Genomic DNA, 11,377 nt, shown 5'->3' with positions numbered 1-11,377 from the left:
CACCGCGGTGGCCCGGGCCCTTCGCCGTACGCTTCCGGGCAGGGCCGTCGCCCGTGCCCTCGCCCACGGCCCCGTCAGGCGTCGTAGACGTCGGCCTTCTTGGGGCCGGGCTCCTGGATGCCGCCGCTGAGGACCAGCGAGCGGTTGGTGAAGCGCTCCGTGTCCACGTTGTGCTCGTCGAGGAACTTCAGGGTCGCGGAGTGGACCGCGCGCAGCACCGGCGTCGCCATCCTTATGGCGTCGTCGGCCATGAAGCGGTTCTTCCAGAGCGGACCCGCCCAGACGTGCCGCAGACCGAAGGGCTCGGGCAGGACCATCTTGCCGCCGAGGAACTCCAGGACCGGCGGGTACCAGGTGAGCGGGGCGCGCACCGCCAGCCGGACGATGTCGTCGGTGGTGAGCAGCGGCTGCTGGATCGACTTCGTCTCCCAGAACCGGACGGTCTTCGAGACCTCCTTGGTCTTGGCCGCGGGCTTCGTGCCGAAGAGGCCGTGCACGGGGCCCAGCGCGTGGCCGGTGACCTCGATCCTGAGGGTGTGGTGGAGCGAGGTCACCGTGACCATCATCGTGAGGACGAGGTTCCCGTCCCAGAGGGTGAACTGGACGCCGAGGTAGTGGCGATTGCCCGCGCCGAACTGCTGGTCGTTGCAGATGCGCTGTATCTCGTGCGGCTTGACCTGGAAGTGGACGATGTTGTCGCCCTCGGGGCGGGTGACGGAGTCGGCGCCCTCACCGACCGCGGAGACGATCCAGTGCTTGACCGTCGGCTTCGGGAAGCCGGTCTTGAGGGAGCCGCGCTCCAGCAGGGTGAGCTGGTCGTGGATCTTGCGGATGACGTCCCAGGCGCGGAAGTCGTGGATCTCCCGGCCGGCCACGGGGACGAGTTCCTCGGCGAGGGTCCAGCTGCCCCAGCGGGTGCCGAGACCGAGGATGCCCTTGGGTCCGGCGTAGAACGCGATGTTGGACTGCTGCTCGGCCGAGAGCTTCTCCAGGTTCAGCCGGAGCTCCTCCGCCGACTTCTCGCCGGGGTCCTGCGGAACGGACTTGGGGACCTGCGGACCGGCGCCGCCGCCGCCGAGCAGACCCGCCCAGCGCTCCCGCAGGTCGACGGCGGACCGGTCGCAGATCCGGCGGGCCAGGAACCAGCCGATGACCGGGGCCACGAGCATGGCACGCAGGTAGTTCGGCAGGATCCCGTCGACGGGCAGCTTGAGCAGCACGAGCACGGCGAAGATCCCCGCCGCCCACAGCAGGACGGTGCCGACGACGCTCGTCCGCTTGTTCTCGGAGCCGGCGGCCAGGCGGCGCAGCTGGATGACGCCGAGCCAGAGCAGCAGGCCGGGCAGGAAGAGGACACCGCAGACGAAGGTGACCAGGGTCAGCTTGGTGTCCCGCTGCCGGCGGATGTGGGTGGCCGCGAGACAGTGCTCCACGACCGGCTGCGGCTCGGCGCCGAACGACTGGATCAGGGCGCCGCGGCCGCCGCCGAGCATGCGGACCTGGACGGCCCGGGAGAAGGCCTCGCCCAGGTCGGGACGGAAGAGCTTCTCCCACTTCCCGGCCTTGAGGGTCGTCTTGTAGAGCTCGTTGTCCGCATCCTGAATCGTCTTCAGTTCGCTGTCCCGGTAGGCGGCGGACGCGAGCGCGTTCGTCGCCCCCGTGCCTCCGCCCGTGCCCATGAGGGGGACCTGCGCCCCGGGTCCGAAGCCATCGATCGCCACTGCCGCCCCCATCGCCGCGGTTACCTGTGCGGGCTGTTCCCAACTGCCGCGCCCCGCACACCTTCTGAGCTGGGCACCACAGCGTAACCGGGTACCGTCGTGTGCGTCACCGCCTGTGGACATCGAGGCCGAATGACGTTCGCCCGACATGTGCCGGGCGAACGTTCACCGCGGGCACCGCTGTGCCGCTCCGCTGTCACGCCCTCGACCGGGCGCCGTTTCAGGCCTGTTCGCGGACCTTCTCGGCGAGGTGCGGCGGCATCGGCTCGTGCCGGGCGTACGAACGGTCGAACCGGCCGGTGCCGTGCGACACGGAGCGCAGATCGATCGCGTACCGCCCGATCTCGATCTCCGGCACCTCGGCCCGGACCATGGTCCGCCCGGGACCGGCCTGGTCGGTGCCGACGACCCGGCCCCGCCGCCCCGACAGATCGCTCATCACGGGACCGACGTACTCGTCCGGCACCAGGACCTGGACCTCGGCGACCGGCTCCAGGAGGTGGACGGCGACGTCGGCCGCCGCCTCGCGCAGCGCGAGCGCCCCTGCCGTCTGGAACGCGGCGTCGGAGGAGTCCACCGAGTGGGCCTTGCCGTCCTTGAGGGTGACCCGGATGTCGACGAGCGGATAGCCGGCCGCGACCCCGCGCGCCGCCTGGGCCCTTACGCCCTTCTCGACGGAGGGGATGAACTGCCGGGGGACCGCGCCGCCGACCACCTTGTCGACGAACTCGATGCCGCTGCCCGGCGGGAGCGGCTCCACCTCGATCTCGCAGATGGCGTACTGGCCGTGGCCGCCCGACTGTTTGACGTGCCGGCCCCGGCCCGCGGAGGCGCTGCCGAAGGTCTCGCGCAGCGACACCTTGTACGGCACGGCGTCGACCTGGACCCCGTACCGGCCGCGCAGGCGTTCGAGGACGACGTCCTGGTGGGCCTCGCCCAGGCACCACAGGACCACCTGCCGGGTGTCCTGGTTCTGTTCGAGGCGCAGCGTGGGGTCCTCGGCGACCAGCCGGGAGAGCCCTTGCGAGAGCCGGTCCTCGTCGGCCTTGCCGTGGGCCTGGACGGCCAGCGGCAGCAGCGGCTCCGGCATGCTCCAGGGCTCCATCAGCAGCGGATCGTCCTTCGCGGAGATCGTGTCGCCGGTCTCGGCGCGGCCCAGCCGGGCCACACAGGCCAGGTCCCCGGCGATGCAGTGCGCCATGGGCCGCTGCTGCTTGCCGAAGGGGGAGGTGAGGCCGCCGATCCGCTCGTCGACGTCGTGGTCCTCGTGCCCCCGGTCGGCCAGGCCGTGACCGGAGACGTGGACGGTCTCGTCGGGGCGCAGGGTGCCGGAGAAGACCCGGACCAGCGAGACGCGGCCCACATAGGGGTCGGCGGCGGTCTTCACGACCTCGGCGACGAGGGGGCCGTCGGGGTCGCAGGTGATCGGGGGACGGGGCTGCCCGTCCGGGGTGGTCACGGCGGGCGGTTCGTGCTCAAGGGGGGAGGGGAAGCCGCCGGTGATGAGCTCGAGGAGTTCGAGGGTGCCCAGGCCCTGCGTACCGCCGGCGGCGGCCGGTGCGGCCGCGAGCACCGGATGGAAGGTGCCCCGGGCGACGGCCTTCTCCAGGTCGTCGACGAGCGTCTTCACGTCGATCGGCTCGCCGCCGAGGTAGCGGTCCATCAGGGTCTCGTCCTCGCTCTCGGCGATGATCCCCTCGATCAGCCGGGCCCGGGCCTCGGCGATCAGCTCCCGCTGTCCCTCGTCGGGCGCGTTCTCCTGCCGTACCCCCGTCGAGTAGTCGAAGATCCGCTCCGAGAGCAGGCCGACCAGACCGGTCGCGGGCGCGTGCCCGTCGGCGCCCTCCTCGCCGCGCACCGGGAGGTAGAGGGGCAGGACCGCGTCCGGGTCGTCGCGGCCGAAGAGCGAGGCGCAGACCCCGGTGAGTTCGCCGAAGTCGGTGCGGGCGGTGTCGAGGTGGGTGACGACGATGGCACGCGGCATGCCGACGGCGGCGCACTCCTCCCAGATCATCCGCGTGGACGCGGCGACGGCGTCGGCCTCCTGGGCGGCCGAGACGACGAAGAGGGCCGCGTCCGCCGCGCGCAGACCGGCCCTCAGCTCCCCGACGAAGTCGGCGTACCCGGGGGTGTCGAGGAGGTTGATCTTGTACCCGTCCCAGCCGACCGGAACGAGGGAGAGCTGTACGGAGCGATGCTGGCGGTGCTCGATCTCGTCGTAGTCGGAGACCGTGCCCCCGTCCTCGACCCGGCCCGCCCGGTTGAGCGCCCCGGCGGTCTGGGCGAGCGCCTCGACCAGGGTGGTCTTGCCCGATCCGCTGTGGCCGACCAGCACCACGTTCCGTACGGCCGTGGGCCGGTCGGCCGTCAAAGCCCTGCCGGCGGCTCCGGCGGCCGTGTTCGCCTTGTCACCCATGATGTGTGCCTCCCGACTGCTCGCACGGTGCGGCGGTACGACGGGTGCCGCGGGGGAGTGGTGTGTCGTGGTACGGCTCTGGCGGGTGCCCGCGGTGGTCCTTCGAGCTTTGCACCGACGCAAGGAGGCGTCCATACGTCGTACACGGGGAGGGCCCTCGCGGGGGACGCGGACGCGGTGGGGCGGGTGCCGCCCGTGCGCCGGGGCGCGCGTGGCTACGATGGGTGAGCCGGTGGTCGTAGGGGCCGCGCGGCCCACCGAACCTCGGGAAGGCCATGCTGAACAAGTACGCGCGTGCATTTTTTACGCGTGTCCTCACACCGTTCGCCGCGTTTCTGCTCCGCAGGGGCGTCAGCCCCGACGCGGTCACGCTCATCGGCACGGCGGGAGTGATGGCCGGTGCACTGGTCTTCTTCCCGCGCGGGGAGTTCTTCTGGGGCACCATCGTCATCACCCTGTTCGTCTTCTCCGACCTCGTCGACGGCAACATGGCCCGGCAGGCGGGGATCTCCAGCCGCTGGGGCGCCTTCCTCGACTCGACGCTCGACCGGGTCGCCGACGGCGCCATCTTCGGCGGCTTCGCGCTCTGGTACGCGGGCAAGGGCGACGACAACGTGCTGTGCGCCGTGGCGATCTTCTGCCTGGCGAGCGGTCAGGTCGTGTCGTACACGAAGGCACGAGGTGAATCGATTGGCCTGCCGGTGGCCGTCAACGGTCTGATCGAACGCGCCGAACGCCTGGTGATCTCGCTCGTCGCGGCCGGCCTCGCCGGGCTGCACGCCTTCGGCGTCCCCGGGGTCGAGATCCTGCTGCCGATCGCGCTGTGGATCGTTGCCGTCGGCAGCGCCGTCACCCTGGGCCAGCGCGTCGTGACCGTACGACGGGAATCGGCCGAGGCGGACGCCGCCGCGGCCGGCGGGAGCGGGGCGACGACATGAGCACGCTGAAGGACGGCACGTCGAAGGACGGCGCGCCCGAGGACGGGCTGCCCGAGGAAGGGCTGCCTGAGGGCGGCACGTCCCCGGGCCGCACGTCCCCGGGGGGCACGTCGACGGAGGACGGGGCCCGCGGCGGTCCGTCGAAGGAGGACGAGGCCCAGGGCGACGCCTCGCAGGGCGCCGCGCCCGCCACGGGCAGCACGCTGAAGGAACGACTGAGCGACGGGCTGTACGGCGCCGGCTGGGCGACCGTCAAGAAGCTGCCCGAGCCGGTGGCCGCCGGCCTCGGCCGGCGGATCGCCGACCTCACGTGGAAGCGACGGGGCAAGAGCGTCCTGCGTCTCGAGTCCAACCTCGCGCGCGTGGTGCCGGACGCGACGCCCGAGCGGCTCGCCGAGCTGTCGAAGGCCGGCATGCGCTCGTACATGCGGTACTGGATGGAGTCCTTCCGGCTGCCGACCTGGAGTAAGGAGCGGGTCGAGCGCGGGATAGACATCAAGGACGTCCACCACCTCCAGGAGGCCCTCGCCGCCGGGCGCGGGGTCGTCCTGGCCCTGCCGCACCTGGCGAACTGGGACCTCGCGGGCGTGTGGGTGACCCGCTGTCTCGGCGTGCCGTTCACCACGGTCGCGGAGCGGCTCAAGCCGGAGACGCTGTACGACCGCTTCGTGGCCTACCGCGAGTCCCTCGGCATGGAGGTCCTCCCGCACACCGGGGGCTCCGCCTTCGGCACGCTGGCGCGGCGTCTGCGGGCGGGCGGCCTGGTCTGCCTGGTCGCCGACCGCGACCTGTCCGCCTCCGGCACCGAGGTCACGTTCTTCGGGGACACGGCGCGGATGCCGGCGGGACCGGCGATCCTCGCCCAGCAGACGGGCGCGCTGCTCCTGCCGGTGACGCTCTGGTACGACGACACACCGGTCATGCGGGGGCGCATCCACCCGCCGATCGACGTACCCGAGTCGGGTACGCGGGCCGAGAAGACGTCCGTCATGACACAGGCGCTGGCCGACGCCTTCGCCACCGGCATCGCGGAGCATCCGGAGGACTGGCACATGCTGCAACGACTGTGGCTCGCCGACCTGGAGGAACGCCCGGAGCCCGGCGCGGCCGCCGGGACCGCGGGCGCCGAGCGGGGCGGGGAGCGCGGCGAGTGAAGATCGGGATCGTCTGCCCGTACTCGTGGGACGTGCCGGGCGGCGTCCAGTTCCACATCCGCGACCTCGCCGAGCACCTCGTCCGGCTCGGCCACGAGGTCTCCGTCCTCGCGCCCGCCGACGACGAGACGCCGCTGCCGCCGTACGTGGTGTCGGCCGGCCGCGCCGTCCCCGTGCCGTACAACGGCTCGGTGGCGCGGCTCAACTTCGGCTTCCTCTCGGCGGCGCGGGTGCGCCGCTGGCTGCACGACGGCACCTTCGACGTCGTCCACATCCACGAGCCGACCTCGCCGTCGCTCGGGCTGCTGACCTGCTGGGCGGCGCAGGGGCCGATCGTGGCCACCTTCCACACGTCGAACCCGCGCTCGCGGGCCATGATCGCCGCTTATCCGATCCTCCAGCCGGCGCTGGAGAAGATCAGCGCGCGGATCGCGGTGAGCGAGTACGCGCGGCGCACGCTCGTCGAGCACCTCGGCGGCGACGCCGTCGTCATCCCCAACGGGGTCGACGTGGACTTCTTCGCGCGAGCCGAGCCGAAGAAGGAGTGGCAGGGCGAGACGCTGGGCTTCATCGGGCGCATCGACGAGCCCAGGAAGGGCCTGCCCGTGCTCATGCGGGCACTGCCCCGGATCCTCACCGAGCGGCCCGGGGCGCGGCTCCTGGTCGCCGGGCGCGGGGACGAGGAGGAGGCGGTGGCCTCGCTGCCCCGGGAGATGCGCTCCCGGGTGGAGTTCCTCGGCATGGTCAGCGACGAGGACAAGGCGCGGCTGCTGCGCAGCGTCGACGTGTACGTGGCGCCCAACACCGGCGGTGAGAGCTTCGGCATCATCCTCGTCGAGGCGCTGTCGGCGGGAGCACCGGTCCTCGCCTCAGACCTGGACGCGTTCGCGCAGGTCCTGGACCAGGGGTCGGCGGGCGAACTCTTCACCAACGAGGACGCGGACGCGCTCGCGGACGCGGCGATCCGGCTCCTCGGCGACGAGGAGCGCCGCGCGGAACTGAGCGTCCGGGGCTCGGCGCACGTGCGCCGCTTCGACTGGACGACGGTCGGCGCGGACATCCTGGCCGTCTACGAGACGGTGACGGACGGGGCGGCGGCGGTGGACACGGACGAACGAGTGGGCCTGCGCGCGAGGCTGGGCCTGTAGCCGCAGCCCGGCCCCCGTTGGGGGCCTGCGCCCACCCCCGCGCCCGACGCCCACCTGGGGTTGTGGGCAACTGTTCCGCTGGGGCGTGGGGGTCCCCCGGACGGAGTCCGGGGGGAGGGACGGCTGCCCACACGGCGGTGGCGGGCGGGTGTCGGCCCTGGGGGACGACCGCCCACACGCCGGCGGTCGTCCCCCAGGGCGCCGGAGGCTCCCGGGATTGCCGTCGGCACCCCCGGGCAGGCTCCGCGCATGATCCTCGTCGACACGCTCGATCTCGGACACTTCACCCGCCCCGCCGCCGAGTGGGCCGGCCCCCACCCCCGCGTGGAGCCCGTGCTCGGCTATCTCGTGCGGCACCCCCGCGGCGCGCTCCTCTTCGACACCGGCATGGGCACCGGTTCCGCCGAGACCGACGCCCACTACCGGCCCGTCCGCAAGCCGCTCGCCGTCGGTCCCGGGGACGTGGACACCGTCGTGAACTGCCATCTGCACTTCGATCACATCGGCGGCAACCAGCGCTTCCCCGACACCCCGGTCCTCGTCCAGCGCGCCGAACTGGCCCTCGCCCGCGCCGGCGGGCACACCATCGACTCGCTGCTGCCCGGCGTCCGGTACGTGGAGCTCGACAGCGAGCACGAGATCGCTCCGGGCGTGCGGATCGTGCCCACCCCCGGCCACACCGAGGGCCACCAGTCGCTCTTCCTCGACCACGGCGACCGGGTGACCGTCCTGGCCGGGCAGGCGTACGACTTCGCCCACGAGTTCGGCACGCCCCGCCTGCCGTGGCTCGACCGGCTCGGCGAGCTCGCCGCGGGCCGGTCCGCGCGTGTCCTGTTCGCCCACGACCACGACCTTTGGGAAGGGGTGCTGCCGGGGCCCCGGTAGCCTTTCCGCCCGTGACCGAAACCCTGATCTGGACCGTCGTCGCGCTGATTCTCATCGGCGTCTATCTCAGCTGGACCGCCGGACGGCTCGACCGGCTGCACTCGCGCATCGACGCCGCCCGCGCGGCACTGGACGCGCAGCTGCTGCGTCGGGCCTCGGTCACCCAGGAGCTGGCCACCTCCGGTGTCCTCGACCCCGCCGCCTCCATCGTCCTGTACGAGGCCGCGCACGCCGCGCGGCAGGCCGAGGAGGACCACCGGGAGGTCGCCGAGAGCGAGTTGAGCCAGGCCCTGCGGGTGGTGTTCGGCGAGCCCGAGCAGGTGGAGCTCGTACGGGAGGCTCCCGGTGGCGAGGAGGCCGCGGAGGAGCTCGCGGCGTCCGTCCGCCGGGTGCCGATGGCCCGCCGGTTCCACAACGACGCCGTCCGCGCCGCCCGCGCCCTGCGCCGCCACCGTACGGTCCGCTGGTTCCGGCTCGCGGGCCACGCGCCCTTCCCGCTGGCCTTCGAAATGGACGACGAAGCGCCGGTGGCCCTTGCCGACCGCCCGGCCTGACGCTCTCAGCCTGCGAAAACGATCCACCGGGTCCACATTGGCCCTTGCTGTGGACTGCATGTGGACTGTTTCCTCAACCTAGTCGTCAACCCCCGTTGTCACGAGTGAGGTACCCGTGTCCACCACGCCTTCCGTTTCCCCCCAGTCCCCCGAGACCGGCACCGCCCGTGTGAAGCGCGGCATGGCCGAGCAGCTCAAGGGCGGCGTGATCATGGACGTGGTCAACGCCGAGCAGGCGAAGATCGCAGAGGACGCCGGCGCCGTGGCCGTCATGGCCCTGGAGCGGGTCCCCGCGGACATCCGCAAGGACGGCGGCGTGGCCCGCATGTCCGACCCGAACATGATCGAAGAGATCATCGGCGCGGTCTCCATCCCGGTCATGGCCAAGTCCCGCATCGGCCACTTCGTCGAGGCCCAGGTCCTGCAGTCCCTCGGCGTCGACTACATCGACGAGTCCGAGGTCCTCACCCCGGCCGACGAGGTCAACCACTCCGACAAGTGGGCCTTCACGACCCCCTTCGTCTGTGGCGCCACCAACCTGGGCGAGGCCCTGCGCCGCATCGCCGAGGGCGCGGCCATGATCCGCTCCAAGGGCGAGGCCGGCACCGGCAACGTCGTCGAGGCCGTCCGCCACCTGCGCCAGATCAAGAACGAGATCGCCAGGCTGCGCGGCTTCGACAACAACGAGCTGTTCGCCGCCGCCAAGGACCTGCGCGCCCCGTACGAGCTGGTCAAGGAGGTCGCCGAGCTCGGCAAGCTCCCGGTCGTGCTGTTCTCCGCCGGTGGCGTCGCCACCCCCGCCGACGCCGCGCTCATGCGCCAGCTCGGCGCCGAGGGCGTCTTCGTCGGCTCCGGCATCTTCAAGTCGGGCGACCCGGCCAAGCGCGCCGCCGCCATCGTGAAGGCCACCACCTTCTACGACGACCCGAAGATCATCGCGGACGCCTCCCGCAACCTGGGCGAGGCCATGGTCGGCATCAACTGCGACACCCTCCCCGAGTCCGAGCGCTACGCCAACCGCGGCTGGTAATCACTGATGAGCACACCCGTGATCGGGGTCCTGGCACTCCAGGGCGACGTACGGGAGCACCTGATCGCCCTGGCCGCGGCTGACGCCGTGGCCAGGCCGGTCCGGCGCCCCGAAGAGCTGGCCGAGATCGACGGTCTGGTCATCCCCGGCGGGGAGTCCACCACGATCTCCAAGCTGGCCGAGCTGTTCGGCATGGCGGCGCCGCTGCGCGAGCGCATAGCCGCCGGCCTGCCGGTCTACGGCACCTGCGCCGGTCTGATCATGCTCGCCGAGAAGATCCTCGACCCGCGTTCGGGCCAGGAGACCTTCGGCGGCATCGACATGATCGTCCGCCGCAACGCCTTCGGGCGGCAGAACGAGTCCTTCGAGGCCGGCGTCACCGTCGCGGGCATCGAGGACGGTCCCGTCGAGGGCGTCTTCATCAGGGCCCCCTGGGTGGAGTCGGTCGGAGCCGAGGTCGAGGTGCTCGCCGAGCACGAGGGCCACATCGTCGCCGTGCGGCAGGGCCGGGTCCTCGCGACCTCGTTCCACCCGGAGCTCACCGGGGATCACCGCATTCACGCCCTGTTCGTCGACATGGTGCGCGCGGCACGCTGATCCGATCCCGGTAGGATCTCTGGGGTTCGTTCAGAAATGGGTTACGCGAAGGAGACAGGCAGATGTCCGGCCACTCTAAATGGGCTACGACGAAGCACAAGAAGGCCGTGATCGACGCCAAGCGCGGCAAGCTCTTCGCGAAGCTGATCAAGAACATCGAGGTCGCGGCCCGCACGGGCGGCGCCGACCTGGACGGTAACCCGACGCTGTTCGACGCCGTCCAGAAGGCGAAGAAGCAGTCGGTCCCGAACAAGAACATCGACTCCGCGCTCAAGCGCGGTGCGGGTCTCGAGGCCGGCGGCGCCGACTACGCCACGATCATGTACGAGGGCTACGGCCCGAACGGTGTCGCGGTGCTCATCGAGTGCCTCACCGACAACCGGAACCGCGCCGCCTCGGACGTGCGCGTGGCCATGACCCGCAACGGCGGCTCCATGGCCGACCCGGGCTCGGTCTCGTACCTGTTCAACCGCAAGGGCGTCGTCGTGCTCCCGAAGGGCGAGCTGTCCGAGGACGACGTCCTGGAGACGGTGCTTGAGGCCGGCGCCGAGGAGGTCAACGACCTCGGTGAGTCGTTCGAGATCATCAGCGAGGCCACCGACCTGGTCGCGGTCCGTACCGCGCTCCAGGAGGCCGGCATCGACTACGACTCGGCCGAGTCCAGCTTCGTTCCGACCATGCAGGTCGAGCTCGACGAAGAGGGCGCGCGCAAGATGTTCAAGCTGATCGACGCGCTGGAGGACAGCGACGACGTGCAGAACGTCTTCGCCAACTTCGACGTCAGCGACGAGGTCATGGAGAAGGTCGACGCCTGATCCCGGCCGTCGATCGACACGGTTCCGCAGCGGGGGGCCGGGGGCACACCCCCCCCCGGCCCCGGGGGGGGGGTGGGGGGGGTGGGGGGGGGCGGCTTAGCACGCCAAAAAACGGGAGC

The 11,377-nt window shown here is 71.7% G+C and carries 10 protein-coding genes; 8 read left to right on the top strand and 2 right to left on the bottom strand.

Features of this window, described 5'->3' with window-relative positions:
- Positions 1-74 precede the first annotated feature (74 nt).
- Both ACFQ79_RS26750 and ACFQ79_RS26745 read right to left on the bottom strand, forming a co-directional pair.
- Positions 75-1,733 carry a hypothetical protein gene (locus ACFQ79_RS26750; RefSeq protein ID WP_383587951.1) on the bottom strand — a complete coding sequence of 553 codons (1,659 nt, stop codon included), beginning with the start codon at positions 1,731-1,733 and terminating at the stop codon, positions 75-77.
- Positions 1,734-1,941: 208 nt separating this feature from the next.
- The gene (locus tag ACFQ79_RS26745; RefSeq protein WP_383587948.1) at positions 1,942-4,137 is read right to left on the bottom strand and encodes an elongation factor G-like protein EF-G2; all 2,196 of its coding nucleotides are present in this window, start codon (positions 4,135-4,137) and stop codon (positions 1,942-1,944) included.
- A 275-nt stretch (positions 4,138-4,412) separates the two neighbouring features.
- Between ACFQ79_RS26745 and pgsA the strand changes: the two genes are divergently transcribed.
- The 8 genes from pgsA to ACFQ79_RS26705 all read left to right on the top strand — a co-directional run bounded on the left by pgsA (position 4,413) and on the right by ACFQ79_RS26705 (position 11,258).
- On the top strand, positions 4,413-5,075 hold the full coding sequence (gene pgsA, locus ACFQ79_RS26740; RefSeq protein WP_365026527.1) for a phosphatidylinositol phosphate synthase: 663 nt from the start codon (positions 4,413-4,415) through the stop codon (positions 5,073-5,075).
- Positions 5,072-6,229 carry a phosphatidylinositol mannoside acyltransferase gene (locus ACFQ79_RS26735; RefSeq protein ID WP_383587945.1) on the top strand — a complete coding sequence of 386 codons (1,158 nt, stop codon included), beginning with the start codon at positions 5,072-5,074 and terminating at the stop codon, positions 6,227-6,229. The genes pgsA and ACFQ79_RS26735 overlap by 4 nt, the downstream gene beginning before the upstream one ends.
- Entirely contained in the window at positions 6,226-7,377 is a 1,152-nt protein-coding gene (locus ACFQ79_RS26730) for a glycosyltransferase family 4 protein (protein ID WP_383587942.1), read from the top strand. The genes ACFQ79_RS26735 and ACFQ79_RS26730 overlap by 4 nt, the downstream gene beginning before the upstream one ends.
- A 249-nt stretch (positions 7,378-7,626) precedes the next feature.
- Positions 7,627-8,262 (top strand): N-acyl homoserine lactonase family protein, encoded by a 636-nt coding sequence (locus ACFQ79_RS26725; RefSeq protein WP_383587939.1) that lies wholly within the window; start codon positions 7,627-7,629, stop codon positions 8,260-8,262.
- Between the two features lie 11 nt (positions 8,263-8,273).
- Positions 8,274-8,816 (top strand): membrane protein, encoded by a 543-nt coding sequence (locus ACFQ79_RS26720; protein ID WP_030316227.1) that lies wholly within the window; start codon positions 8,274-8,276, stop codon positions 8,814-8,816.
- 115 nt (positions 8,817-8,931) lie between these two features.
- Positions 8,932-9,846 carry a pyridoxal 5'-phosphate synthase lyase subunit PdxS gene (gene pdxS / locus ACFQ79_RS26715; RefSeq protein ID WP_030204560.1) on the top strand — a complete coding sequence of 305 codons (915 nt, stop codon included), beginning with the start codon at positions 8,932-8,934 and terminating at the stop codon, positions 9,844-9,846.
- Between the two features lie 6 nt (positions 9,847-9,852).
- A complete protein-coding gene (gene pdxT, locus ACFQ79_RS26710) occupies positions 9,853-10,443 on the top strand; it encodes a pyridoxal 5'-phosphate synthase glutaminase subunit PdxT (RefSeq protein WP_383587936.1) in 591 nt (196 codons plus the stop codon).
- 62 nt (positions 10,444-10,505) lie between these two features.
- Positions 10,506-11,258, top strand: coding sequence for a YebC/PmpR family DNA-binding transcriptional regulator (locus tag ACFQ79_RS26705; protein ID WP_030204558.1), 753 nt, complete (start codon positions 10,506-10,508; stop codon positions 11,256-11,258).
- Positions 11,259-11,377 lie beyond the last annotated feature (119 nt).

This window comes from Streptomyces sp. NPDC056480 (assembly GCF_042795405.1).
GTDB lineage: Bacteria > Actinomycetota > Actinomycetes > Streptomycetales > Streptomycetaceae > Streptomyces.
The sequence above is the reverse complement of the archived record's forward strand: the minus strand, read 5'-3'. Positions and strand labels throughout refer to the sequence as shown.

Bases quoted from the DNA above. Each gene is read 5' to 3' on its own strand.
- ACFQ79_RS26750 (WP_383587951.1), bottom strand. From the start codon at position 1,733: ATGGGGGCGGCAGTGGCGATCGATGGCTTCGGACCCGGGGCGCAGGTC.
- ACFQ79_RS26745 (WP_383587948.1), bottom strand. From the start codon at position 4,137: ATGGGTGACAAGGCGAACACGGCCGCCGGAGCCGCCGGCAGGGCTTTG.
- pgsA (WP_365026527.1), top strand. From the start codon at position 4,413: ATGCTGAACAAGTACGCGCGTGCATTTTTTACGCGTGTCCTCACACCG.
- ACFQ79_RS26735 (WP_383587945.1), top strand. From the start codon at position 5,072: ATGAGCACGCTGAAGGACGGCACGTCGAAGGACGGCGCGCCCGAGGAC.
- ACFQ79_RS26725 (WP_383587939.1), top strand. From the start codon at position 7,627: ATGATCCTCGTCGACACGCTCGATCTCGGACACTTCACCCGCCCCGCC.
- pdxT (WP_383587936.1), top strand. From the start codon at position 9,853: ATGAGCACACCCGTGATCGGGGTCCTGGCACTCCAGGGCGACGTACGG.
- ACFQ79_RS26705 (WP_030204558.1), top strand. From the start codon at position 10,506: ATGTCCGGCCACTCTAAATGGGCTACGACGAAGCACAAGAAGGCCGTG.